Origin of the sequence: Streptococcus mitis, from assembly GCF_002860865.1 — a bacterium.
Taxonomy (GTDB): domain Bacteria; phylum Bacillota; class Bacilli; order Lactobacillales; family Streptococcaceae; genus Streptococcus; species Streptococcus mitis_AT.
Window position 1 is genome coordinate 851,259 of sequence record NZ_PKIE01000001.1, and the last position, 26,244, is coordinate 877,502.

The window sequence follows — 26,244 nt, forward strand, 5'->3', positions numbered from 1 at the left end:
CGTTTGGAATGTAATAATGTTAGAGGGAAAGGTTTCCGTCCCCTATCGAGGTGGATAGGTTCTTATACAGCAAAAATTCAGAACCTTAAACGAAGGACAGACTTTTGGTTTCCGTCCCCTCTCGAGGTGGATAGGTTCTTATACTTATCGTGAATGTACACTTGTGAAGCAATATCTTGTTTCCGTCCCCTCTCGAGGTGGATAGGTTCTTATACGTCTGATTTAAAAGATGCATTAGTTGATGGTTTGAAAGTTTCCGTCCCCTTTCGAGGTAGATAGGTTCTTATAAACACTGAATTGTATACATCTAGATACTCTCAATAGTTTCCGGCACCTCTCGAGGTCAATAGGTTGGTTTACGAAAGTTTTAAGAAGGTAAAAAAATGAATAAAGGTTTCCGTCCCCTACTGAGGTGAATGGGTGGTTTTATAGGAGCAGTAAGAAAAGGTAAGAGTTGGGGATGAGGTGTTTCCGTCCCCTCTCGAGGTAGATAGGTGGCTATACGAGGATTTGAGATGATTCCAAAATTTAGAGCGTGGTTTCCGGCCCCTTGCGGGGTGAATAGGTTGTTCTACAAGAAATATGGCACTTACAGATACACATGTTCTTGGAGCATTTCCGGCCCCTCGCGAGGTAGATAGGTAGCTATACACACTGTTACGAACTACACACCGGAACCACCAAAACCGTTTCCGGCCCCTAACGAGGAAGATAGGGAGCTATACGGGAGCTTCGATGCAGACTTCTACATCGAAGTAGAGCGGTTTCCGGCCCCTCGCGGGGCGAATAGATTGTTCTACACGAAATATGGCATTTACAGATACACATGTACTTGGTGCGTTTCCGGCCCCTCGCGAGGTAGATAGGTTCTTATACAGAAAAAAGCAGATTTAGACTTAACAAAATTCCCGTTTCCGGCCCCTCGCGAGGTAGATAGGTTCTTATACGAGAGTTAGGGGAAAAGTATTAAAACGCTGTAGGGGGCTGTTTCCGTCCCCTCGCGAGGTAGATAGGGAGCTATACAATATTGTCGATCAAAATTTCGATGAAAAGAAATGGTTTCCGGCCCCTCGCGAGGTAGATAGGTAGATATACCCCGCCAAAATAAATTTTGAAAGGCTTTCACTAATAAGGAGTTTCCGGCCCCTCGCGAGGTAGATAGGTAGCTATACTTGGAGTAAAAGGAACATTTGACGCTGACTTCTAGTTTCCGTCCTCTCGCGAGGTAGATAGGTAGCTATACACAAAAATAACACTGGCCACATGATTCAAGTTTACGGTTTTCGGCCCCTCGCGAGGTAAAGTGGATGCTATGCACAAAGGTCTTGATGTTTCTATTTATGCAAAACCTGAATTGTTTCCGTCCCCTCTCGAGGTAGATAGGTTCTTATACGGGCAGTGCGATTTTTGCTTAACTCATAAGAAATTAGTTTCCGTCCCCTCTCGAGGTAGATAGGTTCTTATACCCCATATTTTGTGGTTGGATTTAAAAACAAACACAAGATATAACCTATTTGGAAACTAATTATAGTATACCATAAATTGTAAGAGTTTTCACATCAAAAAAACAAACAATCTGCATCTTCTAGCTCTCTATCATCGGTATTCAAACGAATAGTCTCTTCTCGATTCCCAACATAGACAATAATGTTATCAAATTCGCTAGGATCATAAAAATATTCCAATTCTCGAATCAAGACTTGATAACTAGCCTTTTCTAGGTCAACCTCAAAACAAGAGCGTTGGACTCTCATCCCAAATCCTTCTAACAATTTAGCTAATCTTAATCTTCTTTTATTACTAATAATATCGTAGATTATCAGACAAAAGAGGGATTTCTTTTTAGCAAATTCCTTTTCTTCTCCTGATAAATGATAATATAATCCCATCACTCTTCTCCTGTATAGACTGTTACATACAAATGACTGTCCTGCTGTTCAAAAGCCCGAATCAAGCGCTTAATCTGCTGGTCAGCCGTGTAAAAGAAAGAATAGCGCTTTTTATCCAGCTCGATATACTGATGTATCTCTAGCATCCTCTCTCTCATAGCTAGAAGAAATACTTTCCTTCCCTCATCTTTTAAAATAAAAGTACCATCAGCCTTTGTTTCAAAATGCTCATCTTTTAAACTCTCTTCCAAAATCAATTGCATGATCGTATTGTCTACAATGACTGGTCTCCACTCCTCCATCAAATCGCTCGCAAGACAAGCGTGATGACCATGGCTCTGATGTAGGATACCAAATCCATAACTTAAGCCATTTTTCCGTATCAAACCCAAAAAGCAGGAATAAAGAATGGTGTAACCAAAATTAAGCAAACAGTTGAAACAATCCTCAGCAGGACGCGTTCTACGACCATGAAAACGAAAAGAATCCGGTACTAGTAAGCTCAGATAGTAAAAATAAGATTTCGCAATACGACCTTCATACCCCATTATCTGTGAGATGGACTCGGCCTCCTTTATTTTTTGGAGAGTTAAATGAAAACGTCCAAAATCATCTACTGACAAGATTCCATCTTGATTATATCTTTTCAACAAGGAAAGTTGATGCTTAACTTTAGCAGATACGATTTCCTTTGAAAGAGCTAGACAAAAGTCTTGGTCTAGGCAAGCACTGACTTGTTTCTCTTGCTTATCAAAGTCTTCTTGACGATAAGAATCTAAACAAGCCAAAAATTTACCCTCGCTAGAAAAATAGTAGACATTAATATTCTCCCTTGCTAAAGCTCTCAATAATTGCGTACTTATTTGAGCCTGACCAAAAATTAAAAGATTGTCGACAAGGTAGATGGATACTTCTCTCTCGATTTCTCGCTGACTATTTTTTATGATGATTTTCTGATTGGATAGACCTAAAAAATAGTCCGATTTTTGTACAAATAAATCACTCATCTATCACTTTCCCTCCTCAAATCATAAAGGATACTAGTCTATCACTTTTCAAAAAATTGTCAACTATTTTTTGTACTTTTTTAAAAGAAAAAACGAACCAGCTTGACTGATTCGTTTTCCTACGTTTATCTTCTACTTCCGATACATTTTAAACTGTAGGAAGAGATCGCTATATTTGCCTGTCCATTTATGGTCAAATTTTTCATAAACTTCTAAGTGTTTCATGGTTTCAGCATCTGGATAGAAGGCTTTATCTTCTTTTTTCTCCTCTGGGAGTAATTCCTTAGATGGTAGGTTTGGTGTTGAATAGCCGACATACTCTGCATTTTTGAGAGCATTTTCGGGTTTCAACATAAAGTTGATAAAGGCATAGGCTGCATCTTGGTTTTTGACTGTTTTGGGAATGACCATATTGTCAAACCAAAGGTTGCTGGCCTCAGTCGGTACCACATAGCGTAGATTTTCATTTTTCTCTAGCATTTGGCTGGCTTCACCAGAGAAGGTCACACCGATAGCAGCATTGTTCTGAATCATGTAGCCCTTCATCTCATCCGCCACAATAGCCTTGATATTTGGAGTCAATTTGTAGAGCTTATCAACTGTCTCTTCCAACTGCTGGGTATCCTTGGAGTTGAGGCTGTAGCCCAGAGAGTTGAGACCTAAACCCAATACCTCACGCGCCCCATCAAAAAGCATGATAGAGTTCTTATACTCTGGCTTCCAGAGATCATCCCAATGCTCAGGTGCTTCCTCTACCATGGTTTCATTGTAGACAATTCCCAAGGTTCCCCAGAAGTAAGGAATAGAGTATTTATTTCCTGGGTCAAAGGACTGGTTGAGGAACTCTGGCCCGATATTTTCAAGACCTTCAAGTTTTGAATAGTCAAGCGGTACCAAGAGGTCTTCGTCCTTCATCTTGTTAATCATGTATTCACTAGGAATGGCGATATCGTAGGTCGTTCCCCCTTGCTTGATCTTGGTATACATGGCTTCGTTGGAGTCAAAGGTCTCGTACTGGACTTGGATTCCTGTTTCTTCTGTAAACTTAGTCAAGAGTTCAGGATCGATATAGTCTCCCCAGTTGTAGATAACCAGTTTTTGACTATCTCGGCTATTGATTTTACTATCGAGATGAGTCGCAATTCCCCACAAGACCAGGATAATGGCTACGATTCCTGCTAAAAATGAATAGAGTTTTTTCATGCTTGCTCCTCCTTCTCACGTGAGATAAAGTAATATCCAACAACTAGGATAATACTAAAGAGAAAGACAAGGGCAGACAGAGCATTGATTTCTAGCGAAATCCCCTTACGAGCACGAGAGTAAATCTCGACTGACAGGGTTGAAAAGCCATTTCCCGTTACAAAGAAGGTCACAGCAAAGTCATCTAGCGAATAGGTGAAGGCCATGAAATAACCTGCAATGATAGACGGAGTCAGGTAAGGAAGCATGATTTCCTTGAACATCTGAAATTGACTGGCACCAAGGTCATAGGCCGCATGAATCATGTCACCGTTCATTTCCTTGAGTCGAGGCAAAACCATCAAGACCACGATAGGAATCGAGAAGGCCACGTGACTAGATAGAACAGTCAAAAAGCCAAGTGAAAACTTGAGTTGGGTAAAGAGAATCAAGAAGCTGGCACCAATCATAACATCAGGCGCAACCATGAGGATATTATTGAGTGAAAGAAAGGCTTCTTGGTATTTCTTACGAGACTGGTAAATGTAAATAGCTCCAAAAGTCCCGATAATGGTCGCAATCAAGGCTGACAAGAAGGCCAAGAAAAAGGTCTGGGTCACAATCAACATGAGACGACCATCGCCAAACATAGTTTTAAAATGGCTGAGGCTAAAGCCTGTAAAGCTATTCATGTCGTTGCCTGCGTTAAAGGCATAGCCAATCAGGTAAAAGATCGGCAGGTAGAGGACAAGAAAGACCAGTCCCAGATAAAGGTTGGCAAATTTTTTCATCGTTCTCTCCTTTCCTTGGTCACCCACATGGTGATGAACATGGTCAGGATGAGAATCACACCGATGGTTGAACCCATACCGTAGTTATCATTGGTCAGGAAATTCTGTTCAATGGCTGTCCCCAAGGTGATAACGCGATTCCCACCAATCAAACGGGTCAGCATGAAGAGACTCAAGCTAGGAATAAAGACAGACTGAACTCCACTTCTCACACCGTTCATCGATAGAGGAAAGATAACATGTCGGAAGGTCTCCCACTTGGTCGCACCGAGGTCATAGCTGGCATTGATGAGATTGTTATCCATATCGTCCAAGACATTGAAAATCGGCAAAATCATAAAGGGAAGCTCGATGTAGCTTGCGACAAAGATAAAGGAGAAATCGGTAAAGAGCAACTGTTGCGAACCGATTCCGATAAATTCAAGGAATTGGTTAATAGAGCCATTTTGACCAAAAATCCCAATAAAGGCATAGGCTTTAAGGAGCAAATTGATCCAGGTTGGCAGGATAATCAGCATGAGCCAAAGTTGACGGTGCTTGAGACGGGTCAAAAAGAGGGCTGTTGGATAGCTGATAAGCAAGGTTACAAAGGTCACAATTCCTGCATAAAGCACGGAGTTAAAGCTCATTTTGAGGTAGGTCAAGTTTTGTGACGCAAAGTAAGATTTATAGTTTTCTATGCTAAACTGGCCTTCGATATTGAAAAAGGATTGACCGAAAATCAAGACCAAGGGTGCCAAGACAAAGAGGGCAATCCAAAGCATGTAGGGCACTACAAAGAGTTTAGAGCTTGTTTTCTTCATCTCTTTCCTCCTCGATTGCATTGATCAGACCTGCTTCTTGCTCTTCGATTTCCACGTATTCTTCGATACGAGCATCGAACTCTTCTTCGGTTTCATTGAGACGCATGATGTGGATGTCTTCTGGTTCAAAGTCCAGACCGATTTCCTCACCCACGATGGCCTTACGAGTTGAGTGGATCATCCATTCATTTCCAAGTTCGTCATAGGCGATAATTTCATAGTGGACTCCACGGAAGAGCTGGGTGTCGACCTTAACTTGGAGCTTGCCTTCTTCAGGAAGGGTAATACGCAAGTCCTCTGGACGAATCACGACCTCAACAGGTTCATTTGGCTTCATCCCCCCATCGACCGCTTCGAAGCGTTTGCCGTTAAACTCAACCAAGTAGTCCTCAATCATGGTTCCTGGCAAGATATTTGACTCACCGATAAAGGTCGCAACAAAGTGATTGATCGGCTCATCGTAGATATCCACAGGTGTTCCAGACTGGACAATCTCACCATCATTCATAACAAAAATCCAGTCACTCATGGCCAGCGCTTCTTCCTGATCGTGAGTGACAAAGACAAAGGTAATGCCCAATCGTTGTTGTAGTTCACGCAGTTCGTACTGCATATCTGTTCGTAATTTTAAGTCAAGCGCTGACAGAGGCTCGTCCAACAAAACCACACGAGGTTGGTTGATGATGGCACGGGCAATAGCCACACGCTGGCGTTGTCCTCCAGATAGTTTACGAATGGAACGTTTTTCGTAACCTTCCAACTGAACCATCTTGAGAACTTCCGCTACGCGTTTCTCGATTTCTTTCTTATCAATCTTGCGCAAGCGGAGCGGAAAAGCAACATTTTCAAACACATTCATATGTGGAAACAAGGCATAGGATTGGAAGACCGTATGGACATCACGCTTGTTGGTTGGGATGTCATTGATACGGACACCGTCCAGCAAAATATCTCCTGTCGTCGCATCTAGCAAACCTGCAATGATGTTTAGGATAGTTGATTTCCCTGAACCAGATGCGCCTAGAAGGGTATAGAATTTCCCTTCTTCCAACTCAAAGTTGATATCTTTGAGAACCTTGGTGTTGCTGTCTTCAAAAACTTTAGAGACGTTTTTGAATTCAATAATTGGTTTTTTCAATTGTCATTTATTCCTTCTTTTTCATAGATTAACAGATCAAGGCTCTGTCAGGCCGCTACTAGCTCGTGTAGGAGATTGAACTGCCTACATTTTTCTGCACTGACGATAGGCTTTCACCCCCTTTCCATGACATAGCAGCAGCTTTTTAGCCAAAGCTTCCTACTTGCTTTCACCTAAAATACGGACTTCTCTCTCAAGAGTAACGCCAGAGTGTTCCTTGACTTTTTCGATCACAGACTCAATCAAGTCTTCGTAGTCTTTAGCCGTTCCGTCAGCAACATTGATCATAAATCCTGCGTGTTTTTCTGACACTTCTACGCCACCGATACGATAGCCTTTCAAGCCAGCTTCTGAAATTAATTGACCTGCAAAATGACCAACAGGACGCTTAAAGACCGAACCACAAGATGGGTATTCTAGAGGTTGTTTGAGTTCACGTAGGTGCGTCAAGCGGTCCATTTCTTGCTTGATAACCTGATGGGCTCCTGGAGCTAGGGCAAATTTAGCTGACAAGACAACTGCACCAGACTCTTGAATAGCTGAATGGCGGTACCCAAAAGCCAAATCTTTTGCAGACAGGGTCTCGATTTCTCCATCCTTGGTCAAGACCTTACAAGACTGCAAGATGTGGGCAATCTCACCACCATAGGCACCTGCATTCATAAAGACAGCACCGCCAACGCTCCCTGGAATGCCACAAGCAAACTCAAAGCCAGTCAAACTATGACGAAGGGCAATGCGAGTTGTTTCAATCAAGTTAGCACCTGCTTCTGCTTCAATAGTATAGCCATCAACAGAAACATTATTGAGCTTGTCACACAAGATGACAAATCCACGAATTCCACCATCACGAACGATGATGTTGCTGGCATTCCCAAGAACCATCCAAGGGATATTTTCTTGATTGGCAAATTTGACAACGCGAGCCAACTCAAAACGATTTCGTGGAAAGACCAAATAATCGGCCTCTCCACCTACTTTTGTATAACTATAGCTATGCAAGGGTTCTTTAAAACGGATATCAATCCCTTCTAAAATTTCAAGCATTTTTTCTTTTACTGACATGACACTCTTCCTTTTACAAAATTCATTCCATTATACCATTTTTAAGACCATTTGACGACCCTAAAAAAATCTTGGGCTTATTTTAAACAAAAAAGAGGTTTCCCCTCTTTTTATGATTTTTTGCAAAAGATTGCCTTTGTTCCATAGGCAACCAGAACAAGTTCAAGTGCTAGGACAACTTCAACCAAGACTGGATTGGTCAACCAGCCAACTTGGGCAAGAGATGGTGCCAGATCAAAGAAGGCATGTAGGCCATAGGCTGCTAGGAGATAAATCCATTTCTTCTGGCGAACAGCTTGGTAAACCCAAACAGTCAAGAGTAATTGGAAACCTAGCGCCAAGATTCTCTCAAAACCAAGCAAATAAATCTGCCAGACTGATAGCGACTGAATAGTTTTCAACATATTTTCAGACAGCAATTGCATAACCTGTGGATTTTGCGTTTGAACTGCTGAGAGAACGATGTAGAGATTGATCAAACTAGTAAGACCTAAGAAAATCAACTCCAAGCCACCATGCCCCAATCCATAAGCCAAGGCATCTGCCTTTTCCAAACTTCTCTTTTTCTCCAACCATTTGAAGAAAACAAGACGAGCTGTTTCCTCAAAAAGAGCTGCCATGGCTAGTCCATAGACAATATAGACAAACGGATGGTCTTGCAAGAGGGCAATACTACCGTCTTTTTGAGGATGAAGAACTATGATATGAATCAATTTTTCTAGAATCTGTGAAGAGAGAAAGAAGGCAACAGCCCCCAAGCCCAAGACAGCTAGATTAATCTGGTATTTCTTTTTGGTATACCAAATACTCCCTAGCAAGAGAGCCAGCAACAGCACCATGGTAATGATAATATGAGTGGTCATTTTCGTCTCCTATTCTGCCTTTTCAATATCTTTTTTCATCTCGTCAACATTGAACTTAGCAAACAAGTATTGACGGTCTTGGACTGGGAAACGTTGGTCCAACTGGTCAACTGCTCCCACCTCGATAATGCCTTCCTTGATGACAAAGTCCATGACATGCCCACCGAAGGTCAGGTCATCTGAAATGAAGTGCAGATGGTAGCCTGCCACACTAACTCCATGGAAAATCTCTGGCGTCCAGAAACCAACGATGGTCCCCGCCACATTGTCACGACTATATTCCGGTTGATGGGTTGCAACCTCAGCAAACTTGGTATCTGGTGTTGACTTAGGAATCATACGCACATGCATATGCGAAAATTCCCCACGAATCTTAATAGAACGGAAAAGATTTTCTCCATCATAATAAGACTCAATCCGCTCTTCCAATTCCTTGTCTGTCATCTCAAAGCGCTGTCGGAAAATAACCTCTGCCTGATGCGGTACTACTGCTGCATAAGGAATAAGGGCATCTGGTGATACTTCCACAATTTCTGGCTGGTCTCCAGACCCTTTGGCCTGATAAGCCTTGCCATCTAAGACAATCAATTCTCCATCAATAGAATCCAAGGTTCCCAAACCAAGGTCGCCATGCTCTAGTAATTCTCCTACCGTCATGGTACCACCATAAAGGCCAGCCATCAAGGCTCCAAGGGTATTGTATTGAAATAATTTCACTGGTTCCTGCACGTTCTTATCCATTCTCTTTCTTATCTGTTATTCTATAAATGTTACTCCTAAGTATACCACATTTGCCCCTAGATGTGAAAGAGAGAAACACCCTAGACATTGCCAAGAAGGAAAAAAAAGGGTACAATGTAACAAAATCAAGGGAGGTCTGGAATGAAGAAACAAAGCAAGTACCAAGAGGTCATAGCTTATCTGAAAAATAGTATCGAGTCTGGACGCTTTCCAACGGGAAGTCGCCTGCCTTCTATCCGTCAACTGAGCCTTGACTTTCACTGTAGCAAGGATACCATTCAACGAGCCCTACTGGAATTACGACACGAACAATACCTCTATGCCAAGCCCCAGAGTGGCTACTATGTATTAGAACAAGGGCAACATCAAGATCTAGAAATCGAGGTTACGGACGAACATGCCAGCGCCTATGACGATTTCCGACTCTGTGTCAATGAAACCTTAATTGGCCGAGAAAACTACCTCTTCAACTACTATGACAACCAAGAAGGTTTAGAAGACTTAAGACAATCCATTCATAAGCTACTCTTTGACCAAGCCCTCTACTGCAAGGCTGACCAACTGGTACTGACTTCTGGCACCCAGCAAGCCTTATTTATTCTCTCTCAAATATCCTTTCCTAGCCAAGCCAAGGAAATCTTGGTGGAACAACCGACCTACCATCGGATGAATCGTCTCTTGATTGCTCAGGGTCTGGACTATCAAACCATTGAACGAGGTATTGATGGGATTGACTTGGAGGAGCTGGAAGGCCACTTCAAAACAAGAAAAATTAAGTTTTTCTACACCATTCCTCGTTTTCACTATCCTCTGGGGCATTCCTATTCTGAGCAGGACAAACGAGCTATTCTTGACTTAGCTGCCAAGTATGGTGTCTATATCGTAGAGGACGACTATTTGGGGGATTTGGACTCCAAGAAGGGCCAGACCTTCCACTATCTAGATACAGAGGAGCGCGTCATTTATATCAAGTCCTTCTCAACCAGCCTCTTTCCAGCCCTGCGGATTACGGCACTCATTCTGCCAAATGCTATCAAAGAAGCCTTTGTGGCCTACAAAAATATCCTAGACTACGACAGCAACCTCATCATGCAAAAGGCCTTATCACTCTATATTGACAGTCAATTATTTGAGAAAAATCGTCTGGCTCGCTTGTCCAATCAGGAAACTTACCAAAAACAAATCGAGGAAATCTTAACTAAAACACCTTGTCCCCTTCCTCACTTTCCGCTTCATGATGGTTTATTGCTAGACCTCAGACAGTATCCTAAAATCGCCAGCCTAAAACACAGTCAGCTGAAATTGGACTTCTTTGAGGAGGCTTACTTGGATGCCTGCCCTTATCAATTTGCCAAGGTATCCTTAGAAAATCTGGAAAAGGTTTTAAACTATTTAAAAGCAGAATTGGATTGACTTCCAACTCTGCTTTTTTCTTATACTCTTCGAAAATCAAATTCAAACCACGTCAGCGTCGCCTTACCGTACTCAAGTACAGCTTGCGGCTAGCTTCCTAGTTTGCTCTTTGATTTTCATTGAGTATTATTCTTCAACTTCTGTTAGGCTTGCTGCTTTTTCAAGATAGCTTTGGTAGGTACCGTCATCCTTGAGTTTTTGGATAACCTTGTCCACCACTTCTTTCAAATCAGCACTATTTTTTCTAAGAGCAACTGCATTGGCTTCGCCGTCCTTCATCTTCAAGCTAACAGTTGCGACAGCTAGGTCAGCATTTTTAGCAGCGTAGCTAAGGGCAACTGGCTCATCCATGTGAACAGCATCTACTTTTCCAGCCTGTAATTCATTAACAGCTTCACCCATATTGGTTAAGGAAGTCAGCTGAGCTTTTGGCAATTGTTCCTTGACCATAGACTCTGGAACAGTCCCTTTTTGGGCTGCAATATTAGCACTTTCAAGGATAGTTAAATCCTTGTATTTTTCTACATCAGCCTTACGAACCAAGAAACTAATCTTGTTTTCATAGTAAGGGATTGAAAAATCAAAGACTTCTTTTCTCTCATCAGTAGCGCTAATTCCCGCAACTGCTAGGTCAGCCTTACCAGTTTGAAGACTGGTCAAGACATTATCAAAACTCATGCTTGAAATTTCCAACTTCACCCCAAGTTCATCAGCAATAGCCTGGGCCATATCAATATCCGCACCGACTACCTGATTTTTCCCGTCAACTAAGGATTGGAATTCAAAAGGTGCATAGTCAGGACTAGTCGCCACAACTAATTTCCCCTTTTGCTTAATGGCCTCAACAGCTGACTGAGAACCATTAGAACCCGACTGGCAAGCTACTAAGAAGAAACTTGCAAGAAAACTACATAAAACAAATATCCATTTTTTCGATTTCATAAATAAACAACCTCTCTGTTAATTTTGTATAATTATAACGCTATCCAAGTTGCTTGTCAAGTATTTTTTGAATTTTTTATCTTAAACAAAGTATAAATTTCTAATTATCTTTTTATATTTTCTTAAATGCTCGTAAAGCCTTATTCTATGTGCTTTCGAGTATTTTTACTGTAGGAAGATACTTCACGTTTCTTTGCATATTTCCTCATGTCTTAGCTGTCAGAAGTGGTAAATAAGTAGTAAATTCATTTGTACTACTAAGCAACAAGACGCTCCTGTTGCTTCTCTTTATTCAAGCGTTTCATTTCTGCCATTGCAGAATCGAATGTTGCATGTGCGTAATAGTTCAGCGTCATGGCTATATTAGCATGTCCCATAATGTACTGTAATGCCTTTGGATTCATTCCTGCATTTGCATAGTTGGTACAGAATGTATGTCGCAAACTATGTGGAGTGATGTGTGGCAATTTATCCTCGTTATACTTATTGTATTTCTTAACAAGACCTTTCATCATGCCGTTGTAATCACTTGCCACTTTTGGATAGTTCTTTCTATTAAGAAAGAGGAAATCACTATATCCATCAATCTCAACACGCTTATCATTCTTTCGATTCGCTAACACTCGCTTAAATGCTTGATAGGCTTCTTCAACCATAGGAACTTGACGTTCGCCACTTTTGGTCTTTGGTGTTTCAATGTAGTACCCAATTTCAGTATCTCTCAATAGCTGATGGTCTATATTGACAAGACGATTCTCAAAATCTAAATCTGGAAGTGTCAAACCACCAAACTCTGAAATACGAAGACCTGTTTTTAAGAGTATCAGAATTTCATCATAATTTTTGCTGTAGGTTTTATCAGCTTTTGCAAAGGCTAACAGTTTTTCTTCCTGTTCTTCTGTTAGTACGGTCTTAGGGACAGTATCATCATCAAGAACTGCTTTCAGTTGAAAGTCAAATGGATTCTTCCGAACACAATCATCTTGTATAGCAATATGGAATGAAGCCTTTAAAGAACGTTTGTAGTTATTGATGGTTTGATAAGCATAACCATTTTCACTCATTCTAATAGCCCATTCTTTAGCGTCTGATGGCTTAATACTGTCAATACTTCTTACACCTAACTTGTCTTTCTTCAAAATATCCATAAGATATTTGCGTCCAGTTTCAGTGTTTTTTCTAACCTTTGGTCTTTGAGCGTTCTGTTTTGCGTAAAGCTGGCAGAGTGTCATTTTCTTTCCTACAACATCAATACCATCATGAATGTCTTTCTGTAACTCTGCGATTTTCTCCCTAAGTGAGATACAATCACGCTTTCCTGCTGGTACTCTGTCTGTAGCCACAAGTTTCCACGAGTAAACAAATTGCGGTTCTCCAAATGAATCTGTATATTTGTATAAGTATCTTCCGTCTTTTCGTTGGCTCTCTCCAGTCTTTAAAATTCGACCTTTATTGTCACGTCTTTTTTCTGACATGGCATTTGCTCCTTTCCTTTATGGAAAGAGCCTTGATACGACTTAATACTATTTTATCATATACAAGACCCTTTGGCTACGCTAGATTGCGTCCAATGTATCTATAATTTTTTCAAATTGTTTTCGTTTAATCTGAATACGATTGCCATTCATAATCAGCCAATTTGCATTTTTATTTTCCTCTGCCAAGCGTCGTAGCTTGTTTTCGCCAATACGAAAATATTTTGACGCTTCTTCAATGGTTAGGGTATAACGTTCCCAAATAGGAATGTCAGTCTGCTTCATAAAATCCTCCTTTCCAAATCACTTATTTGGATTTCATAAAAGTTGTTTTACCAGCAATCGAACAGCTTTAGCAAAGCTCACGGGAGTTCCACCCCTGCATGGTTCTCATGTAGCCATACTCATTGCCTGCGACGGTTTTATCACGCTCGGACTATTGACTGTATGGGAGTATCATTATCACGATAAGAATGTCGTTGCAGGCAATCCTGCTAAAGATTGCTTCTCGGATCACTAACATGAATCGCTCGCTATCTTTATAAGATAGGTCATGGCGGTTAGTTCCGTTGGCTCTTTTCTTATCGAAACGTATTCGATTACTTTTATTCAGTTTTCAAAGAACAATGGCTCGTTAGCCTATCAAAACACATTGAAAGCTCAATATGCTTTGGTGGAATAACAAACCTCCCTGTTCGGGAAGCGTGGAATGGTTTAGCACGCTTCCACGAAAGGAGAGAGGATATTACTTAATTTCAAATGACAAAATCTTTGTAATCAGTCTGGTTTCCATTCTTCCACGTAAGACTTCATCAACGACCATACTTTGATTGCCATATTCATCTTTCATAAGTCGTAGGGAACGCTTCGTTATGTACCCTCTGTAATGATGTAGAATCTGGTTAATCGCTTCGGTATCGCCATCTGTTGCCTTTACAATGAGAGGAAAGGGAATCATAGGATATTGTGTTTTCATTCTTCAAATTCCTCCATAAACTTTTTAATTAAGGCTAGTCCACTGGTTCTATGCCGATAGACAGTAGAACGGTTCAATTTCAACAGGTCTGCAATTTCTGAATCGCTCATGTCCATAAAGTAAAACAGCAGTAGAATTTCACGTTTCTTGTCTGGCAACTCACGTAATGCTTCACTCAACAAATCATTTTCAACGCCTACTGATAACCCATTGAGTGTAAAAATCTGAAAGTCAGTTGAATAGTTATCTGTTGTCGCAAACTGGCTAACAAGATAATCGCCAACATCCGGAAAGGACACCTCACGCTTTGCAATCCTTGAAAGATAAAGCATATAATTCTTTCGCTCGTCTTCCATAGCACGTTTACAGATATAGTCAAACTGATTTTCTATTGTGGTCTGAAAAGAAGATGGTTTCATGTTTCTCACCCCCTTTCTGTCTAGGAAAGGAAGTGAGCCTTGCTCGTTTATCTCCTTTCACTCTTAGTCCCAATGTGAAAGGGGGATTTGTTGCATTACTGATAAATAAACTTTGTAAAAAAGTTCTGAATAGCCAAAAAAGCATATAAACAGATTTATTTCTCTGTTTACATGCTTCTGTTATTCTATCTATATGATTTATAAAACCACATTGGTGGACGTACTTATCTATTGCAGATAGACGACTTTTTTTGACAAGAACCCAATGTAAGGAAATTTATTGTATATGATGTACTTCATGGCGACGTTGACCTCCAACAAACCGCCATTTGGAAGTAATATACAATATTTTAACAGCGGGGTCCCGAGCGCTTAGTGGGAATTTGTATCGATAAGGGGTACAAATTCCCACTAAACCAATGTTTCAAGCCCTATTTATTTTTTATATTCAATTCTCTTAAGTGTTTAGGAATAGATAACAAGTCAAATTTATACTCTCCAAGAAAAGTGATATGCTCCCAATTAATAGGAGATACATGCTTCATATACTTAGTTACTTCGGGATCTATTTTGACGAGATAATTATAAGCTGCTTGTAAGTAGACGGCGTTCCATATACTTATTGCATTTATTAACACATTAAGCGCACTAGCACTTTGAAGTTGTCGGCGAATATCGCGCTCCATAAATTTTCCGCGTCGCCCAAAAAATAGTTCTCTAGCTAAAGCATTAATCGCTTCTGTCTTATTTAGTCCATGAGTGATCCTTCACCGTAGCTCACTATCTGTAATATAATCTATCATAAAAATGCTCTTTTCAATGCGACCTAGTTCTCTCAGTGCAAGAGCTACTCTATTCTTACGTGCGTATGAGCCTAGCTTTCCTAATAGTAAAGAACTAGATACTTTTCCTGTTTGAATCGAATAGGCGATTCGTTTAATTTCATCATAGTTTTCTTCAATAATTTTTACATTGATTTTTCCGCTTATATCTTCTGATAAGTTAGGGTAGTAGGAAGGTGATTTGATATAAAATAATTGTGATTTTTTTATATTTCTGATGCGAGGTTCAAAATCAAAGCCTAGTAATGCGGTCATTCCAAACACCTGATCAGAATACCCATTTGTATCAGTAAAATGTTCCTCAATATCTAGATCTGTTTCATGATAAAGTAGGCCATCAAGGGTATGAGTAGCTTCCCTTGTATTAGTTGAAGCAACCTCGATATGATGAGTCGTATGCCTATCATTTATTGATCGAATCATTGTAGCTCCTTTTTCCATACTTTTGTAATGTGGATTAACATCGGATTTTAGAGCTGAGACGCCCACTGGGACGCGCATTCCGTCTGAAGCAGTGGTTTTTCCTTCACCCCAAAAGTCTGCAACAGGAAGCTTTAACTGATAATTAACCAAAACAGATTGAGCACGAGTCAGAGCTTCTTTATAAAAGCGCCATTGTTTGGCATTGGCTAACTGAGAATAAGAAATTCCAGGAGTTGATTGGGCCATTTTTTCAAGACCAATATTCATCCCTAAACCCAGCAAAGCAGCAAAAATAATTTTTCTTTCTTGTTCACTCGGCGGTTTCCCTGTAGAATCATGACTAAATTCTTGTGAAAAGTTGGTCCAACTGTCCACCTCAATTAAAAGATCACTAAGCCTTATCTTAGGAATTATTGAATAAAGTTTTTTTCTATATATTTCTGCTTCGCTAGGTGTAACTTTTTCCAACTTTTTAAGGTTTGCTCTTGAAATTCTCTTATCAACTGTCGAATAAAATTGAAGCTGTAAATCTAAAATTATTTCCCGATCCTTTAAATAGTCCTCAAACGTGTCTGGAATAGTTTCTGAATCAATACAAGCAGATAAATCAACTAAGTAATCATCAATATTTCGATGGATCATACTTCCTTCAACTGAAATATCTCCTGATCGAATATTGTTCTTTAGCTCGGTGAAAGCTACTAACTCATAGTAAGACCGATCTATTTTCCCCTCTTCTGGCCGAACAAGGCTTTTCCATTTTTTACTCACAAAATCAGTAGAAGTATCTGCCGGTATTTTTCTTTTACCACTATTGTGTAAATCAGTTAGTTGAGTTAGGGCCATGAGGACTGGATTTGCTGCCGGAGTTGCTTTGAACGAAAGGGTCCTCAATAACATTGGCGTGTATCTTCGGAGGTAATTAGCTTTATTTCGAACCATTTCTAAATAGCCATGATTTTTATTACCTGTAATTTTTTTAGCTTCTTCTCCATCTTGTACTAAATCTTCCCAAGGCATGATTCGTTCAATTTCGTCAAAAGGATTACTATCATTATCTTTTGCAAAGTGAAGAGCATCAATTAAAGAAGCATAATGTTCCAATTTTTTAGTAGCCAATTTTCCTTTTTCTTTTAACTGTTCTTGTGAATCACGTGTCCCTTTGCGTTTAATACTTGCTAAAATGCGGTCATTAATCTCAATCAGTTGATCGATCAGATATTGATGATGATTGACTAAAAAAGCAATAAGTAAAGAGTATCTTTTTTCAAGCTCAAAACGGGAGAAGTCATATGCATCATAATTTTCCCCTAGTCTAGCTAGCTGAAGAAACCTGTTCCGATTAATATGGGAGACATTAATTGTCCCGAGTCCCATGGAAGCAATCACTTCCACTTTTTTACAAATACTCATAAAGCTTTCTGGATTTGCCTTACCTGGAATGTCTTTTAGCCAAGCGAGTTTAGTTATTTTCGTCTCTTCATAAATTTGAAACAAACTCTCTAGTTTTTCAATTTGTATATCTGTTAATGAACAGAGCAATATTGAAAATAAGTTGTTTTCTGCTTTATCTCGACAGCGGCTTATAATGTCTTCAAGTGTAGCTATAGATGGAAAAATAATTCTTTTTCGAGTTAAGAAATCAATTGTTTTTTTCATTAGATAGATAGAGTCATCATTTTCTAAAGCTAGTTCAATTAAATATTCTATTAACTGTTTTTGTGTATTAGCACTACCGAATCGATGATAGTTGAATACTTCTAAGATCTCGTTGAAGTGATTTGCACGTGTATTTCTATGATCATATGAATTTAAATCAATTGCATCAAGATGGAGCTGTCGACTCACATAAGAAGTTAGTCTGGTTGATTTAATCGGCCAATTACTTAAAGAACACCCAGGATACCGGGCCAAACAAAGTTGTATCGCAAATCCTAGTTTATTGACCTTTCCACGGTGTTGATTAATAACCTCCAGATCATAATCAGAAAAACTAAAATACGCTTTAAAATCCTCTTCTGATAAGTGGTCTACAGAAAGAAGTTGTTCACGCTGTGAAGTAGTTAAAATTCTTTTCATAGCCATATCTTAAGCATTCCTTTTATTGAGGTAACGGTAAAAGGTTGTTTTGCTTAATTTAGAGGCATCAAGAATTTGACGAATAGAATACTCTTTGCTGTCATACATTTTTAAAGCTAAATCAATTGATAGCTTACCTTTACTTGGACGGCCCCCTTTTTTTCCTCGGACTCTGGCTGCCTTAAGACCAGAGTTAGTTCGTTCAATAATAATATCCCGTTCCAGTTCTGCTAAACTAGCCATAACTCGGAAAAAGAATCTTCCCATAGACGTTGAAGTATCTACGTTATCTTGAATAGATATAAAATTGACACTAAGTTCTTCAAATAATTCAGAAAGTTCAATCAAATGTTTAGTTGATCGTGAAATTCGATCTAACTTGTAAATGACAACAGAATCTCCTTCACGTAGTAGGTTGATCATTTCTTCTAATTGCGGTCGGTCTTTTTTCGCACCAGTTACTTTTTCTTGAAATAATTTATCAATTCCATAATGAGTAAGTGCATCAATTTGTAAACTAAGATTTTGATCATCCGTACTCACTCGAGCATAGCCAAAAATCATAAAAAAACCTCCTTAATTTTATAATTTAAATGTACCATAACTCATTAAGTATAACTATATAGGAACTATGAAAAAGGAACGGATTTTGGTACTTGATTTACTTAAAAAACATTTAGAAAAAGCAGGAAAATGAAAAGGTACCATAAACGGTCGTTTATGGTACCATTCAAATTTATCCTTATTGTACAAAATAACAGCGAAATTTTTAAATCTATTCCTTATCGATACAAATTCCCCGTAGGCGCTAGGGACCTCTTTAGCTCCTTGGAAGCTGTCAGTAGTATACCTAATAATTTATCTACATTCCCTTTAGTAACGTGTAACTTTTCAAATTTACAAAAGCGACTCATAGAATTATTTCCTCCCGTTAAATAATAGATAACTATTAAAAATAGACAATACTTGCTCATAAGTAACGGTACTTAAATTGTTTACTTTGGCGTGTTTCATTGCTTGATGAAACTGATTTTTAGTAAACAGTTGACGATATTCTCGATTGACCCATTTTGAAACAAAGTACGTATATAGCTTCCAATATTTATCTGGAACATCTGTGGTATGGCGGGTAAGTTTTATTAAGACACTGTTTACTTTTGGTTTAGGATGAAAGCATTCCGCTGGCAGCTTAAGCAATTGCTGAATCGAGACTTGAGTGTGCAAGAGCAACCCTAGTGTTCGGTGAATATCCAAGGTACGCTTGTAGAATCCTTCTTCAACAATCAGATAGATGTCAGACGCATGGCTTTCAAAAACCACTTTTTTAATAATTTGTGTGCTTAAATGGTAAGGAATATTCCCAACAATTTTATACCTCTGTTTGTTAGGGAATTGAAACTGTAGAATATCTTGGTGAATTAAAGTGACACGAATGTTCAGTTTTAATTTTTCTGACGATAAGTTGAATAGATGACTGTCTAATTCAATAGACGTTACCTGTTTACTTATTTTAGCCAGTTTCGTCGTTAAATGCCCTTTACCTGTTCCAATTTCGTAAACGGTATCGGTTTCTTTTAAATTCAATTGTTTTATTATTTGGTTGAGTACTTTTTCACTCGTTAAAAAGTTTTGAGAATATTTTATATTTTTGTTCATGTAATCACTCCTGAAGTGATTACATCTATAAATAAATACAGAAGTTAAACGATTTGTTTGTAATTTTAGTTATCTGTTTAAAAAGTCATAAGATTAGTTACTGGTAGGAATTAATCTAACGTATTTATTTATCTGCGTAATCACTGTTTTTAGTCTGTTTCAAAACAATAGATGTTTTATCTACATTACGCATTTGGAATACCAACATGACGAATCCCTCCTTCTTAATTACAAATTTTTAGCATCTAATTTAACTTCAATTCCTATTATACAAAATTTTAAGATAATGCACAATCAACACACTCTTAAGTTTGCTTCTAAGTCTTATTTCCATAACTTTAGGGTTAACCATACGCAAGACCAATCACTCTCGGACAATACTCATGATTTTAATGATAAAATCCATGTTAAACCCATAGATAAGAAATACACCTGCAATAACCGTTACCTGTTTGTGCCAATTTAAAAATGCACCACTTTTTTATAATTAAAACGGTTGAAAACTGTACCACTAATAACTCACAATAGAGAGATGTCACCGTCAAGTTAAATGTACAAAATAACAGCGAAATTTTTAAATCTATTTCTTATCGATACAAATTCCTCGTAGGCGCTCGGGACCCCAACAGCGTAAATAGCACTACCATATAACGGTTTTTTTTATTGGCGTTTAGTAGTGCTTTTTATTAAATATAAACCTATAAACCATATAACACGTTTTTCTATACCTGTTTTTAATTCAGTAGGAACAATAAAATGTATAGAGGTGGTCTACTATGCGTAAAAAAGAAGATAAATATGATTTTAGAGCCTTTGGTTTAGCCATTAAAGAAGCTCGATTGAAACGAGGTTTAACTCGTGAACAAGTGGGAGCATTGATTGAAATTGACCCACGGTACTTAACTAATATTGAAAATAAAGGGCAACACCCCAGCATACAAGTTCTTTATGACCTTGTATCGTTACTTCATGTTTCCGTTGATGAATTTTTCTTACCTGCTAATAACTTGGTAAAAAGCACCCGACGATTACAGATAGAGAAATACATGGATAGCTTTACAGACAAAGAACTATCCTTAATGGAATCTTTAGCCAGCGGTATCAACGAAGCAAGAAACATCGAAGACTAATTAAAAGAATCCATACATAACGGAAAGAGCCGATAAAATGAGATTGTATTAATCTCATTTTATCGGCTCTGCGTCTTTGCGTCTGGCTCTGTAATCACAGTTACTTTGAACTGCTTTATTTCAATTAAATTTTCTTGTCTGCATTTCGGACAATAGAGGGGGAATTTTTTTAATTCAGTATCTTCCCTTATCTTTAATCGTGTTTTATTTCCACATACAGGACACAATATCCACTTGTAGTTTATAATAACTATCTCCTCCTTTACACTTTAATTCAAATCTTTATTAAAAAATATTTCATCTTATTTAACAAGAAACCATATTTATATAACAACATAAAATACACTAAGTTATTTTATTGAACATATATCGTACTTTATCTATCCGACTATTTGGACGACGGGGCTGGCAAACAGGTTCACCGGTAGTAACATGGTACCCTTTTAACTCTGTTAAACAAACACTACGTCCATTTGTAAAGAAAGTTAAATCACTACGATATTCTTGAATACACCGAGCAGGGATTTCTCCACTAAGAATGACCTCATTATTTTTCAATTGAGTGTCTACGATGTTCGCACAATATTTAGGAGCATCGTTGTATGCTCGTGAAAGATATTCCTGTGGCGCATAAATTTTAAAACTAAGATATGGCTCTAACAATTCTGTTCCAGCTTTTTTTAAGACTTGTTCCAATACAATAGGAGCAAGCATCCGAAAATCTGCTGGGGTACTAACAGGGCTATAGTATAAGCCATACTTAAAACAGATTTTACAGTCCGTCACATTCCAACCATACAATCCTTGTTCACAGCCATAGCGTATCCCCTCCATAACTGCATTTTGAAACGATTGATTTAAGTATCCAAGAGAAACCGAGCTCTCATACTGTACTCCGCTCCCTAATGGAAGCGGTGCTACAGATAGACCAATGGAAGCCCAGAAAGGATTCGGTGGAACTTCGATGTGAATGGTATACTCTGCTTTTTTTAACGGTCTTTCCATATAAATGACTATAGGCTCTTTTATTTCTATCTCCACATGATACTTTTCTTGCAGCAGAGCACAAGTCACTTCCATTTGTACTTTCCCTAAGAAAGAAAGTATGATTTCATGTGTCGCAGAATCCACATAATATCGCAGAAGCGGGTCACTGTCGGAGATTTCTAAAAGTGCATCAAGTAACATTTCCCTTTGTTGAGGTTTGCTCGGTTCAACAGTCGTTTGCAGCAGAGGGAGGGGATTTTCAATTCTCTCTCTCTGTGGCAATAGCTTTGTATCTCCAAGAACACTATTTAACTTCAAAAACTCATTCTGCAAAATAACAATTTCCCCGGAATAAGCCTTATCGATTTTACATAATTCACCATTTATTGAAGTATACATTTCTGTAATTTTTATTTTTTCCTTTTCCGATATTCTAACCGAATCTCGCAAATGCAGTACGCCACTATAAAGACGTATATATGCAAGACGCTGTCTTTTTTCCGAATACTCAATTTTGAAAACTTTTCCGCAAAGTTCAGACTGACCTCGATGTGTTGATGAATAAAATTTATTCGTAATCACTTCTATAAGGTTATCAATCCCTATATTGTTTTTTGCACTTCCGTGATAAACAGGGAACAGGGAACAATTATGAAATCTTATGCTTTCCTCTTGTTCGAGTTCTAATGCTTCCAATAATTTCCCAGACGTATATTTCTCCAAAAGGTAATCATTTCCTTCTATTACCATATCCCATTGTTCAGATTCGGTAAAGTTCATTACACGCATATTAGGATGCAGTTCTACCTTCTGTTTGATTACAATTTCCGCAGAAAGTTTCTCTTTAATATCCTGATAAACCGTTGATAAATCAATTCCATTTTGGTCAATCTTATTGATAAAAAAGATTGTGGGAATCCCCATTTTCCTAAGTGCATGAAATAATATACGAGTTTGTGCTTGTACGCCATCTTTTGCAGAAATCAGTAGAATTGCCCCATCTAAAACTGATAATGAACGATATACTTCTGCTAAGAAATCCATATGTCCTGGCGTGTCTATGATGTTCACCTTCGTATTTTCCCACTGAAAAGAGGTTATTCCTGTCTGAATTGTAATTCCTCTCTGACGTTCTAAAAGCGTATTATCCGTCCTCGTTGTACCTTTGTCCACGCTTCCTAATTCTGTAATCGCTCCACTGTTATATAATAAGCTTTCTGTTAAGGTAGTTTTTCCTGCATCAACATGAGCTAAAACTCCAATATTAATAATTTTCATGTGATTTTCCTCCATTCAAAAGCCCAAAAGGGCATAAAAATCCCAGTGATAAATACTCTTATCACTGGGATTTTTATGCATAACCATAGGCATACAAAGCATACAGATATTCTCCGGATACTTTAGAATCACATGATAAAGGTATTCTTAAACTGGGTACAAAAAACTAAGCCCTCCTAAAAAAGGACATCCAATTATTTGTTCCCACTATCAAATTGACAGTTTATTTAAGAATACCTTGCCGCATATTTATTAACTCCTTTTAAATAGATACTTAAATAATAGCACGTAAGAGCATATTTGTCAAGGAATCTCCAATTTTTTATCAAAGAGAGTACGTGATTACAAAATAGCTGTAATAATGTACCAATATTTGTTATTCTATAATCTTCCAATTACTCCCGTTCTTTTCAAGTACCAAATCAAATTGAGATACCTGCGTTGCTTTGGTCTGCTGGTCGATATACTCCACTGTCAGCGATACCGTGACTTGATTATCCTTACGATTGTGAATAGGATTTACCAGTTCTTGAAAGATGTACTCTTTTCCGATTGGTTTTAATATCCCGTCATTCACATAGTAGGAAAGTTCACTGGCTGTCGCTGTAGGATAGAGCTTGAAGAACGTCGTTAAAAACTCATTGATTTCATTGGTTGTAATGGAATCAACCGTCCCCTCACTTTCAATGGCTTTTGGTTTATAACTTGATTTCTTAGGTATGTTGGTAATGGTCGGATTCTTAACCAGTACCATATTTCCAGAACCATCTACATAGACACTCACTATATAAGCAGAGTGGACGGTCTTTGTATTTTCTCCCTCTGTAATGAGCTGGTCTACACTGTAGGTTACATTAAACTCATTGTCGCCAGTTGGCTCTACCGTCCATATCTGAAATCCTCTTACAGAAGACGATACAGGAATATCTTTGCGTACTGTATCAACATTGAGAGCTTGAAGTTCATCTGTCAGATAGCCTTTTAGACTTTCCATTCGATTATCAATGGACTTATCGGATTGCTCCCATGAATAGTAGACTTTCGCAAAGTTCTCTACAAAATTTTCTACATGATGAGTATCAACGTATTCCTTTTCTATGATAGTTGTTTCGTGAATAGTATGAGTATCTATAGCTGTAAAGTGCTTGAATATCGCAAAGCTGAAACTAAGCCCTAAAAGTACCCACAAGGCAATCACAACCTTTTTATGAGGATTGACCTTATAGTAGACACGAGGTTTCTTTTCCTTTGGTATCTGTTTTTCTTTATTCTGATTTTTTCTAAATTTCATCATTAAATCTTCCTTTCTCATTGTTTGATTCGTCCTGCTCCCACTAAATGCTGTTGCCAGTAGGGGCTTGTTAAGTCGGCATAACCGATTGGGTCGCCTGCATGAAACATACGGTTATTGCCAAGGTATATCCCAACATGAGTAATATAAGAGCCAGCGTTATAGGTAGAATGAAAGAAAACCAAATCGCCAGCTTGTGCTTCCGATAGTGGGATATGCTGGGTCACATCATATTGCTGTTGTGCGGTTCGTGGTAAGTTAATTCCAGCTTTTCCATACGTCCATTGTGTCAGTCCGCTACAATCAAAAGAAGTAGTCGGGGAAGCTCCACCGTAAACGTATCGCCAGCCCTCATATTTCAGTGCTTCGTCCATGATGGCTTGTACCGTATCATCATCAAACTCTGTTGTGACAAGATACTGCGTTACCAGTTGCACATAAAACATATTGCCATAGTTGTATCGCCAGCCCCCATTGATAGGTATGGCTATGGGATTGGGGTAAGACACTTTTTCGCCACCTGAATACTCTTTTGAGAAACTTTGAGCCAGTTCAAAGGTATATTTATTTCCACGATTAGCCACATACCCTAAGAAACCACCACCATAATTGTAGGACTGGATAACCGATTCTAAATCTACACTGAGCCTTTCGCTACTGGCTAATAATTCACTGAAATACTTCACACCTTGCTTAATGGATTCTTCTGTACTCAATGAATTAGGTGGAAGACCGAGGGATTCCGAGGACTGCATAACATCTTCCGCAGTACCGCCCGATTCCACCTGTATAATCGCAAGAAGTATGTTGACATATTCTTCAACGCCATATTCTTTGGCATATTTTTCTACCATAGGCTTATGAGCCAGCACTTCTGCGGAAACATTCACACCTCCATAATGAATATTGGAAATTCCGCTGTCCTGTTCATCTGAAAATAAAATGGCAACAAACAGAAGCAGTGAGAAGACCATCAAGAATAATCCAGAACCACCAATCACTAAAGTTTTCAACTTCATGGTTTCTTACCGACTTTCTTAATGGTGGCGGTTTTGATTGGTGGTCTACTTCTTGTATTTTGTAGTGGTACTCTTTGAACAGTAGACGGACGTTCTTTTGTGATTGGACGTTGTGAAGTTCTATCTGCTGTAGTGGTTGAAGTTGCTGGCTTTTGAACGGTTTTTTCTTGAACGGTATTGCCTTGGCGTTCCACTTTTGGACTTGAAAAATCGGACTTAACTGCTGGACGCTCTTGTTTGGCTTGTTGAGATTCCTTATATGAAGTCTGAATATTAGACTGTTTTGAGGTCTGTTCATCATGATATTGTTCTTGTCTTGTAGTCGGTCTTTCATGAACAGAAGAAGCAGGCTGTTTTTTCTGTTTGACCTGTTCCATTTCAGAGCGACGCTTCGCAATGGTTTTTCGCCTTTGTTCCTGCTGTTCCTTGCGTCCACTGGCTCTGTCCGCTTTGGTTTGAGAAATACTACTGGTTAAATCACGGACATTCTCTTTTACTTTGGATTTTCCTTGATATACTGCATATCTTGCATTGGTCGGCAAATCTTTAACCTGTTCTTTCAAACCACTAGCAGTGTCTACCATTCTGTCTTTGGTATCAGCTACTGTACCGATGGTTTGACCGATACGTTTTCCAAGTGTTGATTTTTCCTTTCCGTCTGGTCGGGAGTGATCTGCTTGTGTCCTTGCAGAACTCCCCGAACCCGACTGTCCTTTTTTAGGTTCTGTTGCAAAGTTTTAAATCTACTATCAAATAAGGTAGAATAATAGAAAAAGATAGCAGGAGGAATGACGATGAATCATTTTAAAGGAAAGCAATTTCAGCAGGATGTGAT

At 38.8% G+C, this 26,244-nt stretch carries 23 protein-coding genes and 4 pseudogenes; 2 read left to right on the forward strand and 25 right to left on the reverse strand.

The genetic code is table 11. The annotated features are described in order from the left end of the window. Positions 1 to 1,559: 1,559 nt before the first annotated feature. The 9 genes from cas2 to budA form a co-directional block, all read right to left on the reverse strand. Positions 1,560 to 1,889 (reverse strand): CRISPR-associated endonuclease Cas2, encoded by a 330-nt coding sequence (cas2, locus tag CYK18_RS04235; protein WP_049488617.1) that lies wholly within the window; start codon positions 1,887 to 1,889, stop codon positions 1,560 to 1,562. Further along, positions 1,889 to 2,896, reverse strand: coding sequence for a CRISPR-associated endonuclease Cas1 (gene cas1 / locus CYK18_RS04240; protein ID WP_101785273.1), 1,008 nt, complete (start codon positions 2,894 to 2,896; stop codon positions 1,889 to 1,891). Before cas1 ends, cas2 begins: the two co-directional genes overlap by 1 nt. A 132-nt stretch (positions 2,897 to 3,028) precedes the next feature. Further along, positions 3,029 to 4,099, reverse strand: coding sequence for an ABC transporter substrate-binding protein (locus tag CYK18_RS04245; RefSeq protein ID WP_049539730.1), 1,071 nt, complete (start codon positions 4,097 to 4,099; stop codon positions 3,029 to 3,031). After that, a complete protein-coding gene (locus tag CYK18_RS04250; protein ID WP_000712740.1) occupies positions 4,096 to 4,869 on the reverse strand; it encodes an ABC transporter permease in 774 nt (257 codons plus the stop codon). Before CYK18_RS04250 ends, CYK18_RS04245 begins: the two co-directional genes overlap by 4 nt. Then, a complete protein-coding gene (locus CYK18_RS04255; protein ID WP_004258194.1) occupies positions 4,866 to 5,672 on the reverse strand; it encodes an ABC transporter permease in 807 nt (268 codons plus the stop codon). The genes CYK18_RS04250 and CYK18_RS04255 overlap by 4 nt, the downstream gene beginning before the upstream one ends. Continuing rightward, positions 5,653 to 6,810: an ABC transporter ATP-binding protein gene (locus tag CYK18_RS04260; protein WP_000742895.1), complete on the reverse strand. Its 1,158-nt coding sequence runs from the start codon at positions 6,808 to 6,810 to the stop codon at positions 5,653 to 5,655. The genes CYK18_RS04255 and CYK18_RS04260 overlap by 20 nt, the downstream gene beginning before the upstream one ends. A 159-nt stretch (positions 6,811 to 6,969) precedes the next feature. Beyond that, positions 6,970 to 7,875, reverse strand: a complete 906-nt coding sequence (gene murB, locus CYK18_RS04265) for a UDP-N-acetylmuramate dehydrogenase (protein ID WP_101785275.1) — start codon at positions 7,873 to 7,875, stop codon at positions 6,970 to 6,972. A 110-nt stretch (positions 7,876 to 7,985) separates the two neighbouring features. Then, on the reverse strand, positions 7,986 to 8,738 hold the full coding sequence (locus CYK18_RS04270) for a YhfC family intramembrane metalloprotease (RefSeq protein ID WP_049552462.1): 753 nt from the start codon (positions 8,736 to 8,738) through the stop codon (positions 7,986 to 7,988). Between the two features lie 9 nt (positions 8,739 to 8,747). Further along, positions 8,748 to 9,479 carry an acetolactate decarboxylase gene (budA, locus tag CYK18_RS04275; protein ID WP_000360298.1) on the reverse strand — a complete coding sequence of 244 codons (732 nt, stop codon included), beginning with the start codon at positions 9,477 to 9,479 and terminating at the stop codon, positions 8,748 to 8,750. Positions 9,480 to 9,620: 141 nt separating this feature from the next. Between budA and CYK18_RS04280 the strand changes: the two genes are divergently transcribed. Then, positions 9,621 to 10,892, forward strand: coding sequence for an aminotransferase-like domain-containing protein (locus CYK18_RS04280; RefSeq protein WP_101785277.1), 1,272 nt, complete (start codon positions 9,621 to 9,623; stop codon positions 10,890 to 10,892). 126 nt (positions 10,893 to 11,018) lie between these two features. Here the strand turns inward: CYK18_RS04280 and CYK18_RS04290 are convergent, their stop codons facing one another. The 10 genes and pseudogenes from CYK18_RS04290 to CYK18_RS11190 form a co-directional block, all read right to left on the reverse strand. Next, on the reverse strand, positions 11,019 to 11,834 hold the full coding sequence (locus CYK18_RS04290) for an ABC transporter substrate-binding protein (RefSeq protein ID WP_101785280.1): 816 nt from the start codon (positions 11,832 to 11,834) through the stop codon (positions 11,019 to 11,021). Positions 11,835 to 12,091: 257 nt separating this feature from the next. Then, positions 12,092 to 13,309, reverse strand: a complete 1,218-nt coding sequence (locus tag CYK18_RS04295) for a tyrosine-type recombinase/integrase (protein ID WP_101785283.1) — start codon at positions 13,307 to 13,309, stop codon at positions 12,092 to 12,094. An 81-nt stretch (positions 13,310 to 13,390) separates the two neighbouring features. After that, positions 13,391 to 13,594, reverse strand: coding sequence for an excisionase (locus tag CYK18_RS04300; RefSeq protein ID WP_000814511.1), 204 nt, complete (start codon positions 13,592 to 13,594; stop codon positions 13,391 to 13,393). A 460-nt stretch (positions 13,595 to 14,054) separates the two neighbouring features. Beyond that, positions 14,055 to 14,285 carry a helix-turn-helix domain-containing protein gene (locus CYK18_RS04310; RefSeq protein WP_000857133.1) on the reverse strand — a complete coding sequence of 77 codons (231 nt, stop codon included), beginning with the start codon at positions 14,283 to 14,285 and terminating at the stop codon, positions 14,055 to 14,057. Then, entirely contained in the window at positions 14,282 to 14,704 is a 423-nt protein-coding gene (locus CYK18_RS04315) for a sigma-70 family RNA polymerase sigma factor (RefSeq protein WP_061825252.1), read from the reverse strand. Before CYK18_RS04315 ends, CYK18_RS04310 begins: the two co-directional genes overlap by 4 nt. Before the next feature lie 431 nt (positions 14,705 to 15,135). Then, a pseudogene (locus CYK18_RS04325) lies at positions 15,136 to 18,054 on the reverse strand (Tn3 family transposase). Between the two features lie 3 nt (positions 18,055 to 18,057). Next, positions 18,058 to 18,612, reverse strand: a complete 555-nt coding sequence (locus tag CYK18_RS04330) for a recombinase family protein (RefSeq protein ID WP_000576156.1) — start codon at positions 18,610 to 18,612, stop codon at positions 18,058 to 18,060. Between the two features lie 354 nt (positions 18,613 to 18,966). Next, positions 18,967 to 19,704, reverse strand: a complete 738-nt coding sequence (gene erm(B), locus CYK18_RS04340) for a 23S rRNA (adenine(2058)-N(6))-methyltransferase Erm(B) (protein WP_001038790.1) — start codon at positions 19,702 to 19,704, stop codon at positions 18,967 to 18,969. Between the two features lie 124 nt (positions 19,705 to 19,828). Beyond that, complete coding sequence (locus CYK18_RS04345) at positions 19,829 to 19,912, reverse strand: 23S rRNA methyltransferase attenuator leader peptide ErmL (protein ID WP_033602770.1); 84 nt, start codon at positions 19,910 to 19,912, stop codon at positions 19,829 to 19,831. 48 nt (positions 19,913 to 19,960) lie between these two features. Next, positions 19,961 to 20,044 (reverse strand): annotated as a pseudogene (locus CYK18_RS11190) (MLS leader peptide); the annotation flags it as partial. A gap of 436 nt (positions 20,045 to 20,480) precedes the next feature. Between CYK18_RS11190 and CYK18_RS04355 the strand changes: the two are divergent. Beyond that, positions 20,481 to 20,834: a helix-turn-helix transcriptional regulator gene (locus tag CYK18_RS04355; RefSeq protein ID WP_001227347.1), complete on the forward strand. Its 354-nt coding sequence runs from the start codon at positions 20,481 to 20,483 to the stop codon at positions 20,832 to 20,834. A 59-nt stretch (positions 20,835 to 20,893) separates the two neighbouring features. Here CYK18_RS04355 and CYK18_RS04360 read toward each other — a convergent pair whose 3' ends face one another. From CYK18_RS04360 to CYK18_RS04385, 6 genes and pseudogenes are all read right to left on the reverse strand, one after another. Continuing rightward, on the reverse strand, positions 20,894 to 21,061 hold the full coding sequence (locus CYK18_RS04360; RefSeq protein ID WP_000336323.1) for a cysteine-rich KTR domain-containing protein: 168 nt from the start codon (positions 21,059 to 21,061) through the stop codon (positions 20,894 to 20,896). A gap of 118 nt (positions 21,062 to 21,179) precedes the next feature. After that, entirely contained in the window at positions 21,180 to 23,099 is a 1,920-nt protein-coding gene (tet(M), locus tag CYK18_RS04365; RefSeq protein WP_101785285.1) for a tetracycline resistance ribosomal protection protein Tet(M), read from the reverse strand. 15 nt (positions 23,100 to 23,114) lie between these two features. Next, a pseudogene (locus CYK18_RS11235) lies at positions 23,115 to 23,162 on the reverse strand (hypothetical protein); the annotation flags it as partial. A 313-nt stretch (positions 23,163 to 23,475) separates the two neighbouring features. Then, positions 23,476 to 24,411, reverse strand: a complete 936-nt coding sequence (locus tag CYK18_RS04375) for a conjugal transfer protein (protein ID WP_001224320.1) — start codon at positions 24,409 to 24,411, stop codon at positions 23,476 to 23,478. After that, a complete protein-coding gene (locus CYK18_RS04380) occupies positions 24,408 to 25,409 on the reverse strand; it encodes a bifunctional lytic transglycosylase/C40 family peptidase (protein WP_000769868.1) in 1,002 nt (333 codons plus the stop codon). The genes CYK18_RS04375 and CYK18_RS04380 overlap by 4 nt, the downstream gene beginning before the upstream one ends. After that, positions 25,406 to 26,128, reverse strand: a pseudogene (locus CYK18_RS04385) (YtxH domain-containing protein); the annotation flags it as partial. The pseudogene CYK18_RS04385 and the gene CYK18_RS04380, both read right to left, overlap by 4 nt. Positions 26,129 to 26,244 lie beyond the last annotated feature (116 nt).

Coding starts and splice junctions, on each gene's coding strand:
- murB (WP_101785275.1), bottom strand. CDS start 7,875: ATGTCAGTAAAAGAAAAAATGCTTGAAATTTTAGAAGGGATTGATATC.
- CYK18_RS04310 (WP_000857133.1), bottom strand. CDS start 14,285: ATGAAAACACAATATCCTATGATTCCCTTTCCTCTCATTGTAAAGGCA.
- CYK18_RS04300 (WP_000814511.1), bottom strand. CDS start 13,594: ATGAAGCAGACTGACATTCCTATTTGGGAACGTTATACCCTAACCATT.
- cas1 (WP_101785273.1), bottom strand. CDS start 2,896: ATGAGTGATTTATTTGTACAAAAATCGGACTATTTTTTAGGTCTATCC.
- CYK18_RS04355 (WP_001227347.1), top strand. CDS start 20,481: ATGCGTAAAAAAGAAGATAAATATGATTTTAGAGCCTTTGGTTTAGCC.
- CYK18_RS04315 (WP_061825252.1), bottom strand. CDS start 14,704: ATGAAACCATCTTCTTTTCAGACCACAATAGAAAATCAGTTTGACTAT.
- CYK18_RS04295 (WP_101785283.1), bottom strand. CDS start 13,309: ATGTCAGAAAAAAGACGTGACAATAAAGGTCGAATTTTAAAGACTGGA.
- budA (WP_000360298.1), bottom strand. CDS start 9,479: ATGGATAAGAACGTGCAGGAACCAGTGAAATTATTTCAATACAATACC.
- CYK18_RS04290 (WP_101785280.1), bottom strand. CDS start 11,834: ATGAAATCGAAAAAATGGATATTTGTTTTATGTAGTTTTCTTGCAAGT.
- CYK18_RS04375 (WP_001224320.1), bottom strand. CDS start 24,411: ATGAGAAAGGAAGATTTAATGATGAAATTTAGAAAAAATCAGAATAAA.
- CYK18_RS04250 (WP_000712740.1), bottom strand. CDS start 4,869: ATGAAAAAATTTGCCAACCTTTATCTGGGACTGGTCTTTCTTGTCCTC.
- CYK18_RS04380 (WP_000769868.1), bottom strand. CDS start 25,409: ATGAAGTTGAAAACTTTAGTGATTGGTGGTTCTGGATTATTCTTGATG.
- CYK18_RS04255 (WP_004258194.1), bottom strand. CDS start 5,672: ATGAAGAAAACAAGCTCTAAACTCTTTGTAGTGCCCTACATGCTTTGG.
- CYK18_RS04345 (WP_033602770.1), bottom strand. CDS start 19,912: ATGTTGGTATTCCAAATGCGTAATGTAGATAAAACATCTATTGTTTTG.
- cas2 (WP_049488617.1), bottom strand. CDS start 1,889: ATGGGATTATATTATCATTTATCAGGAGAAGAAAAGGAATTTGCTAAA.
- CYK18_RS04280 (WP_101785277.1), top strand. CDS start 9,621: ATGAAGAAACAAAGCAAGTACCAAGAGGTCATAGCTTATCTGAAAAAT.
- CYK18_RS04270 (WP_049552462.1), bottom strand. CDS start 8,738: ATGACCACTCATATTATCATTACCATGGTGCTGTTGCTGGCTCTCTTG.
- CYK18_RS04245 (WP_049539730.1), bottom strand. CDS start 4,099: ATGAAAAAACTCTATTCATTTTTAGCAGGAATCGTAGCCATTATCCTG.
- CYK18_RS04330 (WP_000576156.1), bottom strand. CDS start 18,612: ATGATTTTTGGCTATGCTCGAGTGAGTACGGATGATCAAAATCTTAGT.